Here is a 21,406-nt window from a genome sequence, read left to right on the forward strand (position 1 = left end):
AAGTTTTTGAACCGCACTATAGCTGAAGTACCGAGACTATCTTTGCAACATTCTTCTTTTCAAAGAAGTAAATGGTCTTCACTAAATATTTCAGAAGAAAACTTTTTTGAGTGATTATTTTTTCTGCCAGAAAACCAATGGCAGTGTCACGTTTTTTAAGACATTCCAATTTTTTTGGAGAAAAATGGTATTCATTGGCAAAAAGCCAAGCACCATCGCGCGCTATGTTTATGCTGAAGCTTACCAATTTATCCTCACGGCCTTTCCCCACTTTATCCAAAAGCCCAAACAGTGGTGAAACGGAAATGATCTTTGCTTCCACGCTGGCAATCATTGAGGCCAATATTTCATTGATTTTGTTGAAATCGTTTTCAAAATCCATCAACTCGCCATCTTTGCCCACGGTCTCCGCAACAGCAATGCCCAGGTCCAGATTTATGTGGGCGTTGATGCCCAAAAGTAGATGTTGCATAATGAGCATTTTTCCCGTTTTGGCGGCATCAAAGGCATTTTTCCAGCTTTTAGTGAAGGGTTTTTTGTCAATGGAATTTTGATAGGCTTCAATATATCTATTGGCAAATATTACATCCAGCTTTTCCATTCGCTGGTTGTTTTCAAATTCATTTTTCAGAATTCCCTCTTTGATGCGAACCGTAACTTTTCGGTATAAAATGGGAAAATACGCCATACACGAATTTTGGGCGCATTCAAAATTGATAATTTCATCCAGCTGAAAAATTACCTCGTCAATAGTTTTGGCAGGCATAACACATTGGGTTAGTTGCCACTAAGTTATACTATTTTGAAATTTTTTTGAGGAATGTTTCTAAGTAATTTTGGAACGGATTACTTATCGCCGTTTTGCGAGGAATCCGCATATTTTTTCTCGAGTTCTGCCTGAAATTCTTCCATAACGGGTTTTACGGTACTCTCCGGTAAATCTGCAATGCGTATGTACATTAAGCCGTCCACGGCATTGTTAAACAGCGGATCTACATTGAATGCCACCACTTTCGCGTTCTGTTTGATGTATTTTTTGATAAGCACCGGCAACCGAAGACTTCCAGGTTCCACTTCGTCAATTATTTTATCAAACTTATTCAAATCTGCCTCGCTTTCATCGAAGATAAAATCCTTGTCCGCATCTTTCAGCTTTACCTTAAATTCCTTTTTCGGATTAATGTATTGCGCTACGTACGGGTCATAATAATTGGATTTCATAAACTCAATCATCAAACTTTTAGAGAATTCAGAAAATTTATTGCTTATGCTGACCCCGCCAATCAAAAACCTGTGCTCTGGGTAGCGAAGTGTGGTGTGCACAATCCCCTTCCAAAGCAAAAATAGCGGCATAGGGCGTTGTTGGTATTCACTTATAATGAAGGCCCGACCCATCTCGATACTGGAGCTCATCATATCATACAATTCTGGCTCAAAACGGAAAAGGTCCTGCAAATAAAAACCGTCTATCCCAAAGCGTGAAAAAATTTCAGATCCCAGTCCCATCCGGTAAGCTCCGGCAATTTTTTGGGCATCGTTGTCCCAAAGAAACATGTGATGGTAATAGCTATCAAATTTGTCAAGATCCGTACTATTGTTGGTTCCTTCGCCCACCTCGCGAAAGGTAATCTCCCGCAAGCGCCCAATTTCCTGCAGAATATATGGAATGGTATTGGCGCGCGCCAAGAATACTTCGTAATTTTTGCTTACCAGCAAGCGCTTGTCATTCTCACGGAGTTTTTCAATTTCTGCCTCCATCGATTTCAGTGGAATGGGACCTGCAATCTTTTTTGGCGGCTTCGGAAATTTGAGGGTTTTTGGAATGTTATCCAGCAATTTTTTCTTCTGAAAAGCATTGGAAAGCATATAGGTTTTCTTCCGAAGAAATTCAGTAAAAACAGATAGCGACTCGTGTTCCTTTTGGTCTTCCACCGAAATGGGATTGCCTATTCGCACTTTTATGAGCCGTTCCTTTTGCGTCAACAATTCTGAGGGAAGTTTTGCCGTGCGCAAGGTGTCGCTCATTTTTGCCAAATGGTAGAAAAGTTTGCTGTTTTTGGCATGAAAATAAATGGGAACCACTGGAACTTCAGCCCTTTTTACCAGTTTCATCGCGGCTTCCTCCCACGGTTTGTCAACCAATAGTTTGCCATCCCGATACGTTGAAACCTCGCCCGCGGGAAAAATGCCCAATGGGTGACCGTCCTGTAAATGTTTCAAAGCTGCCTTAAAACCACTCACGCTGGATTTTACATCCTTTCTGTCCTCAAAAGGATTTACGGGCATTACATAAGGCTTCAAGGGTTCAATGCGGTGCAAGAGAAAATTGGCTACAATCTTGAAATCCGGGCGGTGTTCCAGTAATAATTTGAGCAACAAAATACCGTCAATTCCACCCAATGGATGGTTTGAAATAGTAATAAAAGCTCCTGTTTTTGGGATTCGGCGAAGGTCTTCTTCGGGAATTTCGAATTTGATTTCAAATTCCTCAATCAACCCATTTATGAAATCAAGATCTTTTAAATGCTTGTTTTCGTCATAAATTTTATTGAGCGTGGTAATGTTGAGAATTTTCATCAGTGACCAACCCATAAAAGTGCCAAAAATGCCGAATTTATCGACATTTATTGCTTTTGCAACTTCTTTGGCGTTGACCAATCCCATACCGTTTTTGAATAATTACTTTGGGCAAAGATAGCGAATCGAATCCATACTATTCTTGAATGACAAGTTGCACGGTCTCACGGCTTTCCTGTTTCAGCAATACTTTTTTATTTTCTGAAAGTGTTTTTATTTCAGTAGGGTTAAAATGCCGAACGGTATAGAGCGTCACATTTTCATTCCAGTTTACACTGAATTTTTCACGGAGTTTCGCCAAAAGCGCTTCAAGGTTTTTGAATTTATCATTGATGCACACCGAAAAACTAATGGCAGAATTTTGAATGAGCTCTACTTTCATTTTATGCTTATGCAACCACTTAAATACATCGCCAATGTTGTCTTCCATCATAAATGAAAAATCTAAAGATGAAAGCGAAATAAGTACCAAATCCTTTTTCAAGATAAAGCACGATATCATTGGATCCAGCGTTACGCCTTTGCCCACACAGGTTCCGGCGGCAGTGGGATTTAAAAATGACTTCACATAAAGTGGAATTTCCTTTCTTTGCAAAGGTTGCAGGGTTTTTGGGTGGATGACCGATGCGCCGTAAAATGCCAGCTCAATCGCCTCCCGATAGCTGATGTGGTTTAATAATTGCGTCTGGGCAAAGTATCGTGGGTCCGCATTTAAAACACCTGGAACATCTTTCCAAATAGTAACGTTTTCCGCATTTAAACAATACGCAAAAATTGCGGCGGTGTAATCGCTCCCCTCACGGCCCAGCGTGGTTGTAAAATTATTGGTGGTTTCTGAACCCAAAAAACCTTGGGTTATGGTTATGCCCGAATTGTGAACGTTTTTGAGAATTTCTGTTTGCGTTGCCTCCCAATCTACATTGGCATCACGGTAACTGGCATCCGTTTTTATGCATTTGCGAACGTCGAGTAATGTATTATGAATATGTATTTCTGAAAGATAGGCAGAAACAATGGTGCTTGAGACAATCTCCCCGAAACTTACTACTTGGTCATAGACAAATGCGTGATTGCTGGATTTATTGGTTTCCAAAAAAGAATTCAATTTTGAAAAAATTTCAGAAATATTTCCAAATATGGAATGATTTGGGTTTTCAAAAAGCCCGTTTAATATTTGAAAGTGGTTTTCCCTGAATTCCGAAACAAATTCCTTGCATAGTTCTGAGTTTTCCTTTAAATATTCGGTGACTACGTTTTCCAGCAGATTGGTGGTTTTTCCCATCGCCGAGACAACAATCAGTAAATTTTTTTCAGAAGTTATTTTTAAAACCTCTGCAAGATTTTGCACGCCCGCCGCATCTTTAATCGAGGCTCCCCCGAATTTGAAAACTTTCATGTATCGTTTACTTTATTAAGAATTTATATAATCCCGCAATCCTTTTTCGTCCATATGGACCACACGCCATGTTTTCAAAACATTGGCTCCACTGCGTTCATAAAACCGAATTGCTCCAGTGTTCCAGTCCAGCACATCCCAAGCTACGCGCTTCAGGCCGCGATCAAAAGCAAATTGCATCACTTTCTTGTATAATGCCTGGCCAATGCCCTTGCCGCGATGTGCTTCCTTCACAATTAAATCTTCAAGATGCAGCGTTCTGCCTTTCCAAGTTGAAAATCTGAAGTATACCAACGCAGCTCCCACCGTTTCTCCATCCATTTCAGCAACAAAGCACGTAAACAATGGGTTTTCACCGAAACCTTCCCTTTCTAAATCTGCCACGGAAATCTCCACGGCTTCCGGTTCTTTCTCAAATACCGCAAGCTCTTTTATCAATTCCAAAACTTGGGGCATGTCTTCTCTTAAAGCTTCTCTTACTATCATTTCCCAGAAAATTAATTAGAATTGCAAATATCGGTTCAATTTCTTAAAAATCCCGATATTTGCGTCTAAATTCAGAATACCAAAGCTTCACATGGCAAAGAAAAATCAGTCTCTCGGGGAATTTATTATTGAAAACCAAAATGAATTCAAATATTCTTCCGGAGAACTTTCGCGATTGATAAATTCAATTCGTTTGGCAGCAAAAGTGGTAAACCACGAAGTGAACAAAGCCGGTCTCGTAGATATTCTGGGCGCCGCCGGAGATTTGAATATTCAAGGGGAAGACCAGCAAAAACTGGATGTGTATGCAAATGAGGTTTTTATAAAAACATTGACAAATCGCGAAATCGTTTGCGGAATTGCCAGCGAAGAGGAGGACGATTACATAACGATAAAGGGCAGAAACGAGAAGAATGATAATAAATACGTGGTCTTGATTGATCCTTTGGACGGTTCTTCAAATATTGATGTAAACGTTTCGGTTGGCACCATTTTTTCCGTTTACCGCCGGGTAACCCCTTCCGGCACACCGGTTACAATGGATGATTTTCTACAGCCCGGGATCAATCAAGTTGCCGCTGGTTATATTGTTTACGGGACTTCCACGATGATTGTATACACAACTGGGCACGGTGTTAATGGTTTTACGTTGAATCCCGCCATTGGAACATACTATCTATCACATCCATTGATGAAATTTCCCGAAACCGGCACAATTTACTCTGTGAATGAAGGTAATTACATCCATTTTCCGCAGGGCGTGAAGGATTATATTAAATACTGCCAAAAAGAGGAAGAGGACAGGCCCTACACCTCGCGCTATATAGGTTCTTTGGTTTCAGATTTTCATAGGAATATGATAAAAGGCGGAATATACATTTATCCGAATACTTCAAAAAATCCAGATGGCAAACTACGGTTGTTATATGAATGTAACCCAATGGCAATGATTGCCGAACAGGCCGGCGGATTGGCTTCAAACGGTTTTAAACGTATTTTGGAAATTCAGCCTATATCACTCCACCAGCGTGTTCCCTTTTTCTGCGGAAGTAAAAAAATGGTAGAAAAAGCGGAGGAATTTATGGCAAATGCCAAATAAAAAAACCCGAAGCTTTCACAAAGGGTTTTATAAATTCGATAATCCAGAATTAATCTTTTCTATTCAATAAATAGCGATAGTCTTCTAAGCTTAGACCGCCGCTGTATATTTTAATGGATCTTTTTATCAAATCCTGCGCAATCTCTGCGGAATAGCCCAAGCCGATTGCATATTTTTCAATCAAGAAACGTTCGTGATCATCAATTTCATGATCTGCAAAAATCATTTCAAAAAGATCGTGAATTCGCTCTAAACGTCTTTCGGAATCGTTGGGCGGATTGATGGGATATTTGGAAGGATTTTTCAAAACCGCTTCATATTCCTGTTCATCAATATCCAGTTTTCTGGCAAAGCGCTTTAATAATTTTTCCTCTTCGGCATTAATTTCCCCATCAATGGAAGCAATATTCGCAATGGATGCGAAATGACCTAAGTTTCGGGAATGCTCCCCGCTCTCAAATAAATCTGTAAATGACATAATTTGGTTTTAATGTGCAAATATAAAACGAAATGGGAGCAAAGCGAAGCAATAACTTCACGTTTTTCACCATTTTCTTTCGAAACCCCGCACCCTAAACTTTTCTTAACGCTGAATGGTGTGAAATAATCCTTGAGTACTTTTAAAGTGCTACTGAAAAACTTCAGAAAAATTGAAAATGGACACACCCCTATTGGTCTTCAACGAGAAGGGAATATATTGCGAACAGGCAGACGTTTACATAGATGCCTGGCGGCCTGTGGACAAATGCATCGTCACCCACGGTCACGCAGACCACAGCCGTTGGGGGCATAAACAATACATTACCCAAACCAATAACGTTCCTATCATAAAACATCGGTTGGGCGAAATCTCCGTAACGGGAAAGGATTGGAACGAAACCTTCACGATAAATGGCGTAAAATTTTCATTGCATCCCGCTGGGCATATTATGGCATCGGCGCAGGTTCGCGTGGAATATAAAGGCGAAGTCTGGGTTTTTACGGGCGATTTTAAAACCGAGGATGACGGCTTGGCAGAAATTTACGAACCCGTGAAGTGCCACACGTTTATAACAGAATGCACGTTCGGCTTGCCTGCTTTTAAATGGGAACCGCAAGCGGAAGTTTTTAAGGATATCAATAATTGGTGGGCAACGAATAAATCTGAAGGCAGAACTTCGATTTTGTTCGGCTATAGTTTGGGAAAAGCCCAGCGTTTGCTGAAGCATTTGGACACTTCCATCGGAAAAATCTATACCCACGGCGCTGTTGAAAATATGACCGAAGTGGTTCGGGAACACTACAAACTGCCGGAAACCACAAGGATTACCCGAGATATTTCAAAAGAAGAAATTAAAGGAAACATCATCGTTGCCCCACCAAGTGCCCACGGCAGTACGTGGATTCGCCGATTTGTACCCTATGTAACAGCTTCCGCCAGCGGTTGGATGACGTTTCGCGGGGCACGGAGAAGACGCGCAATTGACCGCGGTTTTGTGCTCAGCGACCACGCAGATTGGGAAGGTTTGCTGAATGCAATTGATGCCACAGGCTGTGAAAAAGTAATCGCAACCCACGGGTATACCGATATTTTTGCGCGCTATTTACGGGAAGAATTAGGCTACGACGCCCGCACCGAAAAAACGCAATACGAAGAGGAAAGCGCCGAAATTGATAAAAAAATTGAAAATGAAGATTGAAAATGAAATAAAACTTCCCTCACCTTTTGGGGGAGGGATTGAGGGAGGGGGCTTATGAAACAATTTGCACAACTCATAAAAAAGCTCGACAGCACCAACAAAACCAATGAAAAGGTTTCGGCGCTAACCGAGTATTTCCAAAATGCGAATGATGCCGACAAGCTTTGGACCATCGCCATTCTTTCGCATCGTCGGCCGAAACGTCCCGTAAACACAACATTGCTTCGACTTTGGGCTACGGAAATAAGCGGGATTCCGCTTTGGCTTTTTGAGGAAAGCTACCATATTGTTGGTGATTTAGCCGAAACGATTGCGCTCGTTTTGCCTACTTCGGAAGAACATTCCGAGAAATCCCTTTCACAATTTGTTTCAGAAATTATTGAATTACGAACACTTCCCGATGCAGAAAAAAAGAAATACCTGCACGATAATTGGCTGGCACTGAATTATTTTGAACGCTTCGTTTTCAACAAAATCCTTACCGGGAGTTTCCGCATCGGCGTGAGCCAAAAATTGATGACGCGCGCCCTTTCAAAAGCTACGGGCATCGATGAGGATATTTTAGCCTATAAATTAATGGGCGATTGGACGCCGGAAAAGACCACATATAAAAAGCTGATTCTCGAGCAAAATGAGGAAGATTACCTCAGTAAACCCTATCCTTTTTATTTGGCGTATGCGGTGGAAGATAATTTTCAGGAGGATTTGGGACCGATTTCCAATTGGAGTTTTGAGCATAAATGGGATGGTATTCGCAGTCAGGTAATCATCAGAAATGATGAGGTTTTCGTGTGGTCGCGCGGTGAGGAACTGGTTACAGATAAATATCCCGAATTTCAAAATTTTCTGAAGGAAATTCCCAACGGTACTGTCATTGACGGCGAAATTCTGCCCTTCGGAAAAGGGGAAATTGGAAATTTCAATGCGCTTCAAACGCGAATTGGACGGAAAAACATTTCAAAAGCATTGCTGAAAAAAACGCCAGTAATCTTGAACGCGTACGATTTATTGGAATGGAATGGCGAGGATATTCGGCAAAAACCTTTTTCGGAACGAAGAAAGATTTTGGATGAATTGATTCAAAAATGCAACTGTAATGAAATAGGTCTTTTTTTGAGCGAAACGATGCATTTTGGATCGTGGGAGGAAGCTTCCGCGGAACGCGACCTTTCCCGAGAAAAACGAAGCGAAGGATTGATGCTGAAGCGAAAGGATTCGCCATATTTAGTGGGAAGAAAAAAAGGCGATTGGTGGAAATGGAAAATTGATCCCTTCACTATTGATGCAGTTTTAACCTATGCAATGCGAGGCCACGGAAGGCGCGCAAATCTTTATACAGACTATACTTTTGCGCTTTGGGACGAGGGCGAATTGGTAACGTTCGCAAAAGCGTATTCCGGCCTAACCGATGCCGAATTTCGGCAAGTGGATGCGTGGATTAAACGAAATACGTTGGAGCGTTTTGGTCCGGTGCGAAGTGTAACGCCACAACACGTTTTTGAAATTGCTTTTGAGGGAATCGCGGAAAGCAGTCGGCATAAAAGTGGCATCGCCACCCGTTTCCCGCGAATTCTTCGTTGGCGAAAAGACAAACCGATCGAAGAGGCCAATACGCTGGATGATTTAAAGGCATTGATCCCAAAATGAAACGGTCCGAGCTCATTTCTTTGGCCGAGAATTGGTTCCAATCCAAAAATTGGAAGTCCTTCCCCTTTCAACAAAAAACTTGGAAAGCGTTTCTCGATGGCAAACACGGACTGTTGAACGCTCCAACGGGAAGCGGAAAAACATACGCGCTTTGGGTGTCCATTGTACTTCAATATATAAAGGAAAATCCTGACTATAAAACGAAACATACCAAAGGATTAAAAGCAATTTGGATTACGCCATTGCGTGCACTTTCAGTAGAAATTCAGCAAGCGGCGCAACGTTTTGCGAACGATTTGGAAACGGGTTTGACCGTTGGAATCCGCACGGGCGATACCCCACAAAGTGAACGCGCAAAGCAAAAACGCCAAATGCCCGATTTGCTCATTACAACGCCCGAAAGTTTGATGCTGTTGCTGGCTTCCAAAGGCTATGAAAAAACTTTCAAAACCTTAACGGCCGTTGTGGTGGACGAATGGCACGAACTTTTGGGAAGCAAGCGTGGCGTACAAATGGAGCTCGCGCTTTCACGGTTGAAAACCGTTTCAAAAGAATTGAGGATTTGGGGAATTTCAGCCACAATTGGAAATCTCGAAGAAGCGCAGGATGTGCTGTTAGGGATGGATCCCGAATTCAGAAAAAATGCCGTTCTTATAAAATCTTCGGAAAAAAAGAAAATTGAAGTCCGCTCCATCATCCCGGAAAAAATGGAAACCTTCCCGTGGCGCGGGCATTTGGGTTTGCATCTTTTGGAAGAAATTGTTCCCATCATAAAAGCCAGTAAAACCACGCTTATTTTCACGAATACGCGTAGCCAAAGCGAAATCTGGTTTCAGAAAATATTGGAAAAACACCCTGAATTTGCCGGAGAAATCGCGATGCACCACGGAAGCATCGGCAAAGACACCCGGCTTTGGGTGGAACAGGCAATCAGAAATGAGTCGTTAAAGGCCGTTGTCGCCACTTCAAGCCTTGATTTGGGCGTTGATTTTGCTCCTGTGGAAACCATTATCCAAATCGGTGGGCCCAAAGGAATCGCAAAATTTCTGCAACGCGCCGGCCGAAGCAATCACCGCCCGGGCGAACCTTCGGTGATTTATTTTTTGCCCACGCACGCGCTGGAATTGGTGGAAGCTTCGGCATTAAAACGCGCGGTGAAAGAAGAAGTGATGGAAGATAGAATCCCATATTTGCTGAGTTTTGACGTGCTTATTCAATATTTGGTGACGCTCGCTATCAGCAACGGCTTTTTTCCGAAGGAAATTTTCCCCGAAATAAAAAGCACGTTTTGTTTTCAGGGAATTACGGAAGAACAATGGAATTGGTGCCTCAATTTTATCACCTTGGGAAGCCAAAGTTTGCAAGCCTACGACGAATATAAAAAAGTAGAGGTTACAGAGGAAGGCCTTTTTAAAGTGGAAAGCCGGCAAATTGCAATGATGCACCGTTTGAGCATCGGCACGATTGTGAGCGATAGTATGATGCTGGTAAAATACGTTTCCGGCGGATTTATAGGGACTATCGAAGAATGGTTTTTAAGTAAAATGAAACCTGGCGATACTTTTGTTTTTGCGGGACGAACGTTGGAATTGGTACGGCTTCGGCAAATGCAGGCGCAAGTTCGAAAATCGAGTAAAAGAACTGCAAAAGTGGTGAGTTTTATGGGCGGACGATTGCCACTTTCTTCACAAATGAGTAAAATTCTTAGGGAAGAATTGCAAAGCGAAGCGGATCACAAACGGAATACGCCGGAATTAAAAGCGCTGAGCCACATTTTTGACAGACAGGAAAAGGAAAGCATCGTTCCCGGCGAAAATGAATTCTTGATTGAAACCTTCAAAACCCGCGAAGGGTATCACACGCTTTTTTATCCGTTTGAAGGGCGATTTGTGCACGAGGCGATGAGCAGTTTGTTGGCGTACCGAATTAGTTTGTTGGTGCCAATCACATTTTCTTTGGCGTATAATGATTACGGTTTTGAATTGTTGAGCGACCAATTTCTGGACGTTCAAAACGTGATTGATAACAATCTTTTTTCTTCGGAATATCTGTTTGACGACCTTCAAAAAAGCTTGAATGCTACCGAATTGGCGCGTCGAAAATTCCGTGATATTGCTGTTATCAGCGGAATGGTCTTTCAGGGTTATCCAAACAAAGTGATTAAAACGAAGCATTTACAGAGCAATAGCCAATTGCTATTTGATGTTTTTAGGGATTATGAACCGGACAACCTTTTGTACCTGCAAGCCTATCGCGAAACGTTTGAGCATCAATTGGAAGAAGGCCGATTGCGCTTGGCCTTAGAGCGCATCAACTCACAAAAAATAATTTGGAAACAATGCAAAAAAGCAACGCCTTTCAGCTTCCCGATAATCACGGACAGACTTCGTGAAAAGCTTTCTTCAGAGAAATTGGCGGATAGAATTAAGAAAATGACATTGAAATTGATGAAGTAATATCAATTTCAATAAAGAATATTTCAGAAATATACTACAACGCATTATCAATAATCTCCTGCACCACTTCCGGATTCAATAATGTGCTGGTATCGCCCAGATCCTTAATATCTTTTGAAGCGATTTTCCGAAGAATTCTACGCATAATTTTCCCCGAACGGGTTTTTGGCAACCCGCTTGTAAATTGAATTTTATCCAGTTTCGCAATGGGCCCAATTCGGTCCGAGATCATTTGGTTTATCTCCTTTCGAAGATTATCCTGATTTCTGGATTCGCCAGATTCCTTTAAAATCACGTAGCCATAAAGCGCATTTCCCTTCACCTCGTGCGGAAATCCAACAATCGCGCTTTCCGCAACAGCCGGATGTTCATTAATGGCATCTTCTATGGGCGCAGTTCCCAAATTATGGCCAGAAACGATTATAACATCATCCACACGCCCCGTAATTCTGTAAAAGCCCGTGCTATTGCGCAATGCGCCATCACCCGTAAAATAACTATTTTCAAAAGTTGAAAAATAAGTTTCGCGGTAGCGTTCGTGGTTGCCCCAAATGGTTCGCGCCATTGCTGGCCACGGAAATTTAATGCAAAGCCTTCCGCTTACCTGATTTCCTTCTAATTCTTTCCCGTTTTCATCCATCAGTGCGGGTTGAATTCCCGGTAACGGTAATGTGGCGAACGTAGGTATGGCAGGGGTTGCGTACGGTATGGGCGAAATCATAATCCCGCCCGTTTCGGTTTGCCACCACGTATCAACAATTGGGCATTTTTGATGGCCGATTGCATCGTTGTACCAGTGCCACGCTTCCTCGTTTATGGGTTCGCCAACGGTTCCCAATACTTTAAGCGAGGAAAGGTCGTGTTTTTCAACAAAATCTATTTTCTCTTTTGCCAAAGCACGAATCGCGGTAGGCGCGGTGTAAAACTGTGTAATTTTATGTTTTTCAACTATTTCCCAAAACCTGCCGTGATTGGGATAGCTGGGAACCCCTTCAAACATTACAGTTGTTGCGCCGTTTGCCAAGGGGCCGTAAACAATATAGCTGTGGCCAGTAATCCAGCCAATATCTGCAGTGCACCAATAAACATCCGCTTCGCGGTATTGAAAAACATTTTTAAAAGTATATGCCGAGTAAACCATATATCCGGCGGTGGTATGCACCATTCCTTTAGGTTTTCCCGTGGAACCGGAGGTGTAAAGTATAAATAGCGGATCTTCCGCATCCATCATTTCTGCGGGACAGTTTGATGAAGCCTCATCTAATAATGGTTGTAGCCAGACATCGCAACCTTCCTTCATTTGTACTTCGGTGTTTGTTCTTTTCGCCACTAAAACGGAACTTACGCCGTCGCAGGATTTAAGCGCTTCGTCCACGATTCCTTTTAAATCGATGCTTTTGCTTCCGCGGAAAGACCCATCACTGCTTATTACAATTTTACAATCGCAATCGTTTATTCTCGTGGCCAGCGCGCTTGCGGAAAAGCCCGCAAAAACCACAGAATGTATGGCGCCAATGCGCGCGCAGGCCAAAACTGAAACAGCTAATTCCGGTATCATTGGCAAATAAATACACACCCTATCGCCCTTTTTAACTCCCTGGTTTTTTAGCACATTTGCAAATTTGCAAACGCGTTCGTGCAATTCGTTATAGGTTATGTGCTGCGCTTTTTCGGAAGGGTCATTCGGTTCAAATATAATTGCGGTTTTTTCTCCCCGCGAAAATAAGTGGCGATCTATGCAATTTTCGGTGATGTTCAATTTTGCACCTTTAAACCACGAAACTTCGGGTTTGCTGAGGTCATATTCCAAAACCTTGTCCCACGTTTTTCGCCAAAGGAAATTTTCTTCGGCAATTTCGCCCCAAAAATTTTCAGGGTTTTGGACGGATTTTCTATATACCTGAAAATATTCTTCCAGGTTTTTGATGTGGTAATTGCTCATATGCGTAAAAAACTATTTCAAAAAAAATGAGGGTATAAATTACAAAGAATTTTTTCTGAACTAATCGTAAAACGTAATTTTATGTCGTGCAAATAACGATAGAAATAAGTCAAAACCATTTTTCGCTTCACCCCAGTGGTGCCATTTTTTGGGAAGAGAAAGCTATGTTGCTTATTGCCGATGTGCACTTGGGAAAAGTTTCCCATTTTCGAAAACACGGATCGGCCATCCCCGCACACGTGGCGTATAAAAATTTGGAAAAACTGACGGAAATCGCCAATCAATTCCAGCCGAAAACCATTTGCTTTTTGGGCGATCTTTTCCACAGTAAATTGAATGAAGAGTGGCAGGATTTTGAGAAATGGGTGGAATATACAAAGGCCGGAGTGATTTTAATTTCGGGCAACCACGATATTATCCCAAATTATTTATATGAAGATTTGGGCATAAGGGTTTATGACGAATGGGTATTGGATGGATTTCATTTAACGCATCATCCTTCAGAATTGACGGGTACTTTTAATTTTTCCGGCCACGTGCATCCCGGAATTATGATGAAGGGAGTGGGACGGCATTTTTTGAAATTCCCGTGTTTTTATAAAACCGAAAGTCAGCTTATTTTGCCCGCATTTGGTAACTTTACGGGGAAGTACATTTTAACACCCACTGAAATGGATGAGGTTTTTGCGATCGTGGAGGGCGAGGTGATTTGTGTCTCAAAAAAATAATGTCTGGTCGAGCGCAGTCAAGACTTAAAAAATAATCGCAAAAAGTTCTCGACTGCGCTCGAACGGACACTAAATTCACTCTATGAAAAAAACGCTACAAATTGCGAATATAATTGCGTTCATCACTACTGTTTTCATCAATTATCTCGGAAGTTCCGGTGCCATCAACGGAACGACAATGGGCGATATTTCTGATCCGCTCAAAAATCTTTTTACGCCCGCAGATTATGCCTTCTCCATTTGGGGATTTATCTATATGTTGCTTTTGGGCTTTATTATTTACCAAAGCCGAAGTCTTTTCACCAAAGTGCGCGACGATGCATTTATTATCCAAACCGGCTGGTGGTTCGTGCTGTCCTGCTTTGCCAATATTATGTGGATTATTTTCTGGCTCTATGGTTATATCGAATTTTCAATTATTGCCATTTTTGTATTGCTTTTTGCACTTTTGAAAATCGTCATGAAAAACCGAATGGAACTTTGGGATGCGCCCATTTCAGTAATTGCATTTCTTTGGTGGCCGTTCGTGTTTTACAGTGGTTGGGTTACCGTTGCAGCCATAACAAATGTTTCCGCCTATCTCGTCAGTATTGATTGGGATGCTTGGGGTTATAGTGAAAGCTCTTGGGCAATTACGATGATCATTATCGCCGGAATAATAAATATGGTGGTAACTTGGAAGCGCAACATGCGGGAATTTGCATTGGTGGGAGCTTGGGCCTTGGCTGCCATTGCCGTCACAGATTGGGAAATTAGCCGAAGCGCTTCTTACGCGGCAATTGCGGTAGCTGCGGTTTTATTTGTAAGTAGCGGCTATCACGGTTTTAAAAATCGCGGAACAAGCCCGGTGAATAAGTGCAAGGAATATTTTAAAAAGACCTAAGACGTAAGACCGCTTTGCTGAAAGACAAAAAACAAAAGGACAAAAGGACAAAAGAGAAAAAGACAAATAATTCAAAAATCGTAAATCAACAATTCCCCTACACCATTCCTTTTATATCATTTCCCCACGTGGGGTAAGCAAAAATCATCTCTTTTATATTTTCGCAGGTCAGTTTGCCGCACATCGCGAGCACAAATAAATTAATCATTTCGCCCGCTTCCGGAGCAATGATGTGGGCACCTAAAATTAAGTTCCGCTTTTTGTCGACCAACGTTTTATAGGCATACGTCTTCTCGTTTACACGCTTAGCGTTGAACCACTTGGGGACACTTTTATATTCTACCACAAAGTCATATCCTTTTTTCTTTGCTTCTTCTTCTGTTAACCCTATTGAGGCAACTTGCGGAATGGTAAAAACGACGGAAGGTACGGGCGGAAAATCCATTTTGGTGTGGTTCCCTTTTCTTATATTTTCTGAAACAATTCGCGCTTCCTGTGAAGAAACAGGCGTTAACGGCAAACTTCCGCTCGCCGAAACATCGCCGCAGGCATACACGGATGGATTTTTGGTATTTTGAAGAAATTCATTAACCGAAATTCCTTCTTTTTGGTAGGCAACATTTCCTTTTTCCAAATCGAGCTCGCCAATGGAAGGCACACGTCCCGCAGTATTGAAAACCATTCGGGCGTCAATCGATTCGGTTTTTCCATTTTTTTCGAAAGAAACACGGAAATTCTTTTGAAGTTTTTCCACTTCGGAAACTTTTGCGTTGAAAATAAATTTGATTCCAATTTCTTCAGAAGATTGTACCAAATGTGAAACAATGTCTGCATCAAATGGTGCAAGCGGATACTCCCCAAATTCAACGACCGTTACTTTTGCACCGCAACGTGCCGCGATATGCGCAAATTCCATCCCTATGTAACCAGCGCCTACAAAAACAATGCTTTCAGGCAGTTCTTCCAAATCCAGAAAATCATCGCTTTCTTTTAGATGTTCCCGACCAGGGATTTTTAGTGCCATTGGTTTTTGTCCGGTCGCGATCACAATTTTTTTTGCTTTCACAGTTTTTCCTTCCACGGAAAGTGTGTTTTCATCCAAGAATTTGGGGGATTGATGGTACATCTCAATGCCTGCTTCTTTCAAGTCGCGTTCCGTGGAATAGGGAATGGCATCGGTAAAAGTTGACTTGAATTTTTGAAGTTCCTGCCAATTTATTTCCGGTACTGAGGCAATTCCTTTTCCCTTTAAATTTTCAGAAAGATGTAGGGCTTCGGTAATTCCAACCAATACCTTTTTAGGATCGCAACCGCGGTTTGCACACGTTCCGCCAAATTCGCGATTATCAGCGATGGCGACTTTCATTCCTTCCGCGGCACAATCGTACGCTACGGTTTTTCCGGCAGTTCCGGTTCCTATTACAAAAACATCATATTCTTTAAAAGCCATAAAATTCAATAAATAGTTTTAACCACACCGCCATCTACGCGCAATGATGCGCCATTTGTGGCCGAGGAAAGCGGGCTCGCCACATAGGCAATCATATTTGCTATTTCCTGTGGATCTGTGAAACGTTGAAGTAAACTTGTGGGCCGTTCTGTTTTGAAAAATCGCTTTTCTACTTGCTTTCTGGATTTTCCATCTTCAATTCCGGTCATTTCCTTTACCCCATCAGAAAAAGTTGGTCCTGGCAACACGCTGTTTACGGTAACATTTGTGCCTTTTGTGGTCTCTGCAATGCCGCGGGAGATTGCAAGTTGCGCTGTTTTTGTCATTCCGTAATGAATCATTTCCACGGGAATATTCACACCGCTTTCCGAAGAAATAAAAATGATGCGCCCCCAATTATTTTCCATCATTTTTGGCAAAAAAGCGCGAGAGAGCCTTACACCGCTCATCACGTTTACCTCAAAGAAATTTTGCCAATCGCTGTCGGGGATTTCCAGAAATTCCTTCGGATCAAAAATACCTACATTGTTTATCAAAATATCGACCGAACCCATTTCCTCGATAAGTTTTCCTACTTCCACGGTATTTCCAAAATCGCAAGCAATCCCGTTAATTTTCCCGTTGGCAACTTCTTTTTTTAGCGATTTTAAAGCCTTGTTTACTGAATCCTCACTTCTTCCGTTAATAATAACCTCAGCGCCCTCTTGAGCAAGTGTTTTTGCAGTTGCATATCCTATTCCTTTGGTAGAGCCGGTAATCAGGGCTTTTTTATTCGATAATTGTAAATCCATTTTATTTTTTGTCAAGCGCTAATGCGTTGTGATTTAAGTTTTTAATAAGCAAAAAGATGAAAATCGCATAGACCATTTGCGTGCTTACAGCCGTCCAATCTTCCTTGATTCCAGAGCCAAAAATGAGAATGGCAATGAGAAATCCTGATGCCGTTAGCGAATTGCGTGTTTTATGACCGAGTAACAGTAAAAAACCTAAAATCAATTCTACAAAAGGAAGAATGTACGCAAACGGCAACACCAAAAATTCTGGAAGCGGACTTGTTTCAAAACCTTTTGCCATTCCTTCGGCAAAACCGGAAAGTTTCGGGATTCTAATTGCACCGTGAACAAATAGATTGATTCCCAGAATTATTCTTCCCAAGAAAAAGGCAAGCTGGTCGTTAGTTAGATTTTTCATCTGCCATAAAATTATACATTCAGAATTGCGGATGATGTTAGTGAAATGATAAAGTTCCACATTTCTATTTTCAGAAATTACGGAACATACTATATTTGCCGATCGATGAGTAAAAGTCTTGTAACTGCCCTGTACGCACAGTCTCCCCAAACACGGAAACTGGGGGGATCTATTGCTTCTTCTGAAAATAAAATCGAGGTTTCGGGCCTCGTGGGTTCATCGGTTTCGCTGGTTTTGGCTGAAGTTTTTACCTCCGAATTACTCGGAGCGGAAGCTCCTTTTCTTTTAATTTTGAATGACAAAGAGGAAGCCGCCTACCATTTGAACGATCTCGAAAATCTTCTTGGCGAAAAAAATGTGCTTTTCTATCCGGCAAGCTACCGAAGACCATACGATATTGAAGAGACCGACAATGCCAATGTGCTGTTGCGGAGCGAGGTCTTGAACCGGATCAATTCCCGAAAAAAACCGGCGTTCATCGTCACCTATCCCGAAGCGCTTTTTGAAAAAGTGGTCACGCGGAAGGAACTGGAGCGGAATACGCTGAAAATTGCCGTAAACGACCAACTTTCCATTGATTTTGTGAATGAGGTTTTATTCGAATACCGTTTCAAAAGAACTGATTTTGTTACCGAGCCGGGTGAGTTTTCGGTACGTGGGGGAATTTTGGATGTTTTCAGTTTTAGCAATGACGAGCCGTACCGCATTGAGTTTTTTGGCGATGATGTGGACAGCATCCGCACGTTTGATGTGGAAACGCAACTTTCCAAAGAGCAAGTGAAAAAAGTTTCCATTATTCCGAATGTGGAAAACAAAATGGTGGATGAAAGCCGCGAGAGTTTTCTGAAATATATCGCTTCCAAAACCGTGGTTTTTCTGAAAAACGAGGAACTTTTCAAAAGTGCCATCGACAATCTTTTTAAAAAAGCGACCGAGGCTTACAACAAAATCGATTCTGAAATAAAGCGCGCAAAACCTTCGGATTTGTTCTCTACTTCAGAATTGTTGAAAGAACAATTGAATGATTTCACGAAAATTCAATTAAAGAATACCCTTCGACAAGCTCAGGATAACACGATAGTATTTTCCACCAAACCCCAGCCATCTTTCAACAAACAATTCAATTTACTGATTGAAAATTTGAATGAAAATTCTGAGAAAGGCTATAGAAACTACATTTTCTGCAGTACCGAACAGCAGGCAAAACGTTTCCACGATATTTTTGAGGATGCACAGCAAAATGTGCAACAGTTTGAAACCATTGTGTTCCCACTATTTCAAGGGTTTATAGATGATGATTTAAAGATTGTTTGCTACACCGACCATCAAATTTTTGAGCGCTACCATAAATTTCAACTGAAAAACGGCTATGCCAAAAAACAGGCGATCACTTTAAAGGAAATAACCAATCTTGAAGTGGGCGATTATGTAACGCACATTGACCACGGCATCGGGAAATTTGGCGGTCTTCAGAAAATTGAGGTTGAAGGAAAAATGCAAGAAGCCATCAAACTTTTTTACGGCGAGCGAGATATTCTCTACCTAAGCATCCATTCGTTGCATAAGATTTCAAAATACAATGGCAAGGACGGAAAGGAGCCCAAAATCTACAAACTGGGCAGTGACGCGTGGAAAAAACTGAAGCAGAAAACCAAAACGCGCGTCAAGGAAATCGCTTTCAATTTAATTGAATTATACGCCAAACGCCGCACGCTAAAAGGCTTTGCGTTCGATCCCGATAGTTATTTGCAGGCAGAGTTGGAATCTTCTTTTATTTATGAAGATACGCCAGATCAAAGCTCCGCCACCGAAGACGTAAAAAAAGATATGGAAAACGAGCGCCCAATGGACCGATTGGTTTGTGGCGACGTGGGTTTCGGGAAAACGGAGGTTGCTGTTCGCGCAGCTTTTAAGGCGGTAGACAATGGGAAACAAGTGGCGGTTTTGGTGCCTACCACCATTTTGGCGTTTCAGCATTTTAAAACTTTCAGCGAACGTTTGTCCGAAATGCCCGTAAAAGTTGATTATCTCAACCGTTTTCGGACTGCCAAAGAACGAAAAACAGTTTTGGAGGAATTGAAAAACGGCAAGCTCGACATTGTAATCGGCACGCATCAATTGGTAAACAAATCGGTTGAATTTAAGGATTTGGGACTTTTAATTATTGACGAAGAGCAGAAATTTGGCGTGGCCGTAAAAGATAAATTGAAGACCATCAAAGAAAATGTGGATACGCTCACGCTCACGGCGACGCCCATACCGCGTACGTTGCAGTTCAGTTTGATGGCCGCGCGCGACCTTTCGGTCATTACCACGCCACCGCCCAACCGTTACCCCGTGGAAACGCACGTGATTCGATTTGGAGAGGAAAGCATTCGCGATGCCATTCGGTATGAAATCTCGCGCGGCGGACAGGTTTTCTTCGTTCACAACAGGATTGAAAACATAAAAGAAGTCGCCGGAATGCTCCAACGTTTGGTGCCGGATGCGAAAATTGGCATCGGTCACGGGCAAATGGACGGTAAGAAATTGGAAGATTTGATGCTTCGGTTTATGAACAATGAATTCGACGTTTTGGTTTCAACCACCATAATTGAAAGCGGACTCGACGTGCCAAATGCGAACACCATTTTCATCAATAATGCGAATAATTTCGGTCTTTCCGATTTGCACCAAATGCGCGGTCGTGTGGGCCGAAGCAACAAAAAAGCATTCTGTTATTTCATCACTCCGGATTATTCGGCGATGACGGACGAGGCGCGAAAACGCATTACGGCTTTGGAACAATTTAGTGAATTGGGAAGCGGGATCAACATTGCGATGAAAGATTTGGAAATCCGCGGTGCGGGTGATTTGTTGGGTGGCGAACAAAGCGGGTTTATCAATGAAATCGGTTTTGAAACCTATCAAAAAATTCTTGCCGAAGCCATTGAGGAATTGAAAGACAAAGAATTCAAAAGTCTTTATGAAGAAACGGAAGGGCCGAAGAAAAATTTTGTCAAGGAAATGACTATCGATACCGATTTCGAATTACTGTTTCCCGATGATTACGTCAATAATATTACGGAAAGACTCAATCTCTACACGAAACTCAACGAGCTTAAAAACGAGGCCGAACTTCAGAAATTTGAAAAGGAATTGCTGGATCGTTTCGGCGAAATGCCCAAACAGGCCGAGGATTTGCTGAACAGCGTTCGCATAAAATGGATTGCTATTGCAATGGGCTTGGAACGCGTAATTATGAAACAGAAAAAATTGGTCGGTTATTTTGTGGCAGACCAGCAAAGCAGTTTTTACCAAAGCGAAGCATTTACAAAAGTGTTGCAATACGTGCAAAGCCATCCCCAAAAAGTAACGATGAAGGAAAAACAGACCCGTACCGGATTGCGACTGTTGTTGACTTTTGAAGAAATTTCTTCCGTTGAAAAAGCTCTTCGGGCACTGGAGCCATTTGTTTAAAAATGATAGAAAGCATTTTCGAAATGCTGCAACTTTTCTTCTTTTTGGTTCTTCAGAACGGCAATAATATCGAAACGCACTTCGGCATTTAGGTTGTTTGAAATTATATATTCATTGGCGGCCTTAACCAAAAGTTTGATTTTATTTTTGGTTACAAATTCCTGCGGATCTCCAAAAAATGCGCTGTTTCGCGTTTTTACTTCCACCATTACAACGGTATCTTTTTCTTTTTGGGCAATGATGTCAATTTCGGCTTTATCAAAATAAAAATTTCGGCGCAGAATACTGTAACCATTCTTCAGAAGATATTGGGCGGCTATTTCCTCGCCAATTTTTCCAAGTTCGTTATGTGTTGCCATAGTTCGATTTCTTCTTTAAAGCATTTATAAAGTGTTTGTTCCTTTGCCCAAAAA

Annotated in this window: 17 protein-coding genes; 7 read left to right on the forward strand and 10 right to left on the reverse strand. The window is 41.9% G+C overall.

What is annotated here, in order from left to right:
* Positions 1 to 16: 16 nt before the first annotated feature.
* The 4 genes from KIV10_RS03305 to KIV10_RS03320 all read right to left on the reverse strand — a co-directional run bounded on the left by KIV10_RS03305 (position 17) and on the right by KIV10_RS03320 (position 4,459).
* Entirely contained in the window at positions 17 to 766 is a 750-nt protein-coding gene (locus tag KIV10_RS03305; RefSeq protein ID WP_214112055.1) for a DUF5995 family protein, read from the reverse strand.
* Between the two features lie 80 nt (positions 767 to 846).
* Positions 847 to 2,664 (reverse strand): GNAT family N-acyltransferase, encoded by a 1,818-nt coding sequence (locus KIV10_RS03310; protein WP_214112056.1) that lies wholly within the window; start codon positions 2,662 to 2,664, stop codon positions 847 to 849.
* Between the two features lie 49 nt (positions 2,665 to 2,713).
* Entirely contained in the window at positions 2,714 to 3,973 is a 1,260-nt protein-coding gene (locus KIV10_RS03315) for an aspartate kinase (protein WP_214112057.1), read from the reverse strand.
* Between the two features lie 15 nt (positions 3,974 to 3,988).
* The gene (locus KIV10_RS03320) at positions 3,989 to 4,459 is read right to left on the reverse strand and encodes a GNAT family N-acetyltransferase (RefSeq protein WP_214112058.1); all 471 of its coding nucleotides are present in this window, start codon (positions 4,457 to 4,459) and stop codon (positions 3,989 to 3,991) included.
* Positions 4,460 to 4,550: 91 nt separating this feature from the next.
* On the opposite strand from KIV10_RS03320, the gene fbp reads away from it, so the two are divergent.
* Positions 4,551 to 5,558 (forward strand): class 1 fructose-bisphosphatase, encoded by a 1,008-nt coding sequence (fbp, locus tag KIV10_RS03325; protein ID WP_214112059.1) that lies wholly within the window; start codon positions 4,551 to 4,553, stop codon positions 5,556 to 5,558.
* Between the two features lie 49 nt (positions 5,559 to 5,607).
* Here the strand turns inward: fbp and KIV10_RS03330 are convergent, their stop codons facing one another.
* Positions 5,608 to 6,036, reverse strand: a complete 429-nt coding sequence (locus tag KIV10_RS03330; protein WP_214112060.1) for a TerB family tellurite resistance protein — start codon at positions 6,034 to 6,036, stop codon at positions 5,608 to 5,610.
* A 178-nt stretch (positions 6,037 to 6,214) separates the two neighbouring features.
* Between KIV10_RS03330 and KIV10_RS03335 the strand changes: the two genes are divergently transcribed.
* The 3 genes from KIV10_RS03335 to KIV10_RS03345 are packed head-to-tail and all read left to right on the forward strand — an operon-like array spanning position 6,215 to position 11,340.
* Entirely contained in the window at positions 6,215 to 7,237 is a 1,023-nt protein-coding gene (locus KIV10_RS03335) for a ligase-associated DNA damage response exonuclease (RefSeq protein WP_214112061.1), read from the forward strand.
* 54 nt (positions 7,238 to 7,291) lie between these two features.
* A complete protein-coding gene (locus tag KIV10_RS03340; RefSeq protein ID WP_214112062.1) occupies positions 7,292 to 8,884 on the forward strand; it encodes an ATP-dependent DNA ligase in 1,593 nt (530 codons plus the stop codon).
* The gene (locus tag KIV10_RS03345; protein ID WP_214112063.1) at positions 8,881 to 11,340 is read left to right on the forward strand and encodes a ligase-associated DNA damage response DEXH box helicase; all 2,460 of its coding nucleotides are present in this window, start codon (positions 8,881 to 8,883) and stop codon (positions 11,338 to 11,340) included. The genes KIV10_RS03340 and KIV10_RS03345 overlap by 4 nt, the downstream gene beginning before the upstream one ends.
* 34 nt (positions 11,341 to 11,374) lie before the next feature.
* Here the strand turns inward: KIV10_RS03345 and acs are convergent, their stop codons facing one another.
* The gene (gene acs / locus KIV10_RS03350) at positions 11,375 to 13,282 is read right to left on the reverse strand and encodes an acetate--CoA ligase (RefSeq protein WP_214112064.1); all 1,908 of its coding nucleotides are present in this window, start codon (positions 13,280 to 13,282) and stop codon (positions 11,375 to 11,377) included.
* Positions 13,283 to 13,368: 86 nt separating this feature from the next.
* On the opposite strand from acs, the gene pdeM reads away from it, so the two are divergent.
* Together pdeM and KIV10_RS03360 are read left to right on the forward strand one after the other, a co-directional pair.
* The gene (pdeM, locus tag KIV10_RS03355; RefSeq protein WP_214112065.1) at positions 13,369 to 14,010 is read left to right on the forward strand and encodes a ligase-associated DNA damage response endonuclease PdeM; all 642 of its coding nucleotides are present in this window, start codon (positions 13,369 to 13,371) and stop codon (positions 14,008 to 14,010) included.
* A gap of 82 nt (positions 14,011 to 14,092) precedes the next feature.
* The gene (locus KIV10_RS03360) at positions 14,093 to 14,893 is read left to right on the forward strand and encodes a tryptophan-rich sensory protein (protein ID WP_214112066.1); all 801 of its coding nucleotides are present in this window, start codon (positions 14,093 to 14,095) and stop codon (positions 14,891 to 14,893) included.
* Positions 14,894 to 14,990: 97 nt separating this feature from the next.
* Here KIV10_RS03360 and KIV10_RS03365 read toward each other — a convergent pair whose 3' ends face one another.
* From KIV10_RS03365 to KIV10_RS03375, 3 genes are read right to left on the reverse strand one after another with little or no spacing between them, the layout of a single operon-like run.
* The gene (locus KIV10_RS03365; protein ID WP_214112067.1) at positions 14,991 to 16,343 is read right to left on the reverse strand and encodes a dihydrolipoyl dehydrogenase family protein; all 1,353 of its coding nucleotides are present in this window, start codon (positions 16,341 to 16,343) and stop codon (positions 14,991 to 14,993) included.
* Between the two features lie 5 nt (positions 16,344 to 16,348).
* Positions 16,349 to 17,134: an SDR family NAD(P)-dependent oxidoreductase gene (locus KIV10_RS03370; RefSeq protein WP_214112068.1), complete on the reverse strand. Its 786-nt coding sequence runs from the start codon at positions 17,132 to 17,134 to the stop codon at positions 16,349 to 16,351.
* A gap of 1 nt (position 17,135) precedes the next feature.
* A complete protein-coding gene (locus KIV10_RS03375) occupies positions 17,136 to 17,534 on the reverse strand; it encodes a MauE/DoxX family redox-associated membrane protein (protein WP_214112069.1) in 399 nt (132 codons plus the stop codon).
* A 105-nt stretch (positions 17,535 to 17,639) separates the two neighbouring features.
* Here KIV10_RS03375 and mfd point away from each other — a divergent pair, with 105 nt between their 5' ends.
* Positions 17,640 to 20,993 (forward strand): transcription-repair coupling factor, encoded by a 3,354-nt coding sequence (gene mfd / locus KIV10_RS03380; protein WP_214112151.1) that lies wholly within the window; start codon positions 17,640 to 17,642, stop codon positions 20,991 to 20,993.
* Here the strand turns inward: mfd and KIV10_RS03385 are convergent.
* A complete protein-coding gene (locus KIV10_RS03385) occupies positions 20,990 to 21,352 on the reverse strand; it encodes a YraN family protein (RefSeq protein ID WP_214112070.1) in 363 nt (120 codons plus the stop codon). The genes mfd and KIV10_RS03385 overlap by 4 nt on opposite strands.
* Positions 21,353 to 21,406: the final 54 nt, after the last annotated feature.

It is taken from the genome of Aequorivita echinoideorum (assembly GCF_018476645.1).
Lineage (GTDB): Bacteria > Bacteroidota > Bacteroidia > Flavobacteriales > Flavobacteriaceae > Aequorivita > Aequorivita echinoideorum.

Excerpts from the sequence above, each read along its gene's own strand:
- KIV10_RS03305 (WP_214112055.1), bottom strand. The coding sequence starts at position 766 with ATGCCTGCCAAAACTATTGACGAGGTAATTTTTCAGCTGGATGAAATT.
- KIV10_RS03310 (WP_214112056.1), bottom strand. The coding sequence starts at position 2,664 with ATGGGATTGGTCAACGCCAAAGAAGTTGCAAAAGCAATAAATGTCGAT.
- KIV10_RS03315 (WP_214112057.1), bottom strand. The coding sequence starts at position 3,973 with ATGAAAGTTTTCAAATTCGGGGGAGCCTCGATTAAAGATGCGGCGGGC.
- KIV10_RS03320 (WP_214112058.1), bottom strand. The coding sequence starts at position 4,459 with ATGATAGTAAGAGAAGCTTTAAGAGAAGACATGCCCCAAGTTTTGGAA.
- fbp (WP_214112059.1), top strand. The coding sequence starts at position 4,551 with ATGGCAAAGAAAAATCAGTCTCTCGGGGAATTTATTATTGAAAACCAA.
- KIV10_RS03330 (WP_214112060.1), bottom strand. The coding sequence starts at position 6,036 with ATGTCATTTACAGATTTATTTGAGAGCGGGGAGCATTCCCGAAACTTA.
- KIV10_RS03335 (WP_214112061.1), top strand. The coding sequence starts at position 6,215 with ATGGACACACCCCTATTGGTCTTCAACGAGAAGGGAATATATTGCGAA.
- KIV10_RS03340 (WP_214112062.1), top strand. The coding sequence starts at position 7,292 with ATGAAACAATTTGCACAACTCATAAAAAAGCTCGACAGCACCAACAAA.
- KIV10_RS03345 (WP_214112063.1), top strand. The coding sequence starts at position 8,881 with ATGAAACGGTCCGAGCTCATTTCTTTGGCCGAGAATTGGTTCCAATCC.
- acs (WP_214112064.1), bottom strand. The coding sequence starts at position 13,282 with ATGAGCAATTACCACATCAAAAACCTGGAAGAATATTTTCAGGTATAT.
- KIV10_RS03360 (WP_214112066.1), top strand. The coding sequence starts at position 14,093 with ATGAAAAAAACGCTACAAATTGCGAATATAATTGCGTTCATCACTACT.
- KIV10_RS03365 (WP_214112067.1), bottom strand. The coding sequence starts at position 16,343 with ATGGCTTTTAAAGAATATGATGTTTTTGTAATAGGAACCGGAACTGCC.
- KIV10_RS03370 (WP_214112068.1), bottom strand. The coding sequence starts at position 17,134 with ATGGATTTACAATTATCGAATAAAAAAGCCCTGATTACCGGCTCTACC.
- KIV10_RS03375 (WP_214112069.1), bottom strand. The coding sequence starts at position 17,534 with ATGAAAAATCTAACTAACGACCAGCTTGCCTTTTTCTTGGGAAGAATA.
- mfd (WP_214112151.1), top strand. The coding sequence starts at position 17,640 with ATGAGTAAAAGTCTTGTAACTGCCCTGTACGCACAGTCTCCCCAAACA.
- KIV10_RS03385 (WP_214112070.1), bottom strand. The coding sequence starts at position 21,352 with ATGGCAACACATAACGAACTTGGAAAAATTGGCGAGGAAATAGCCGCC.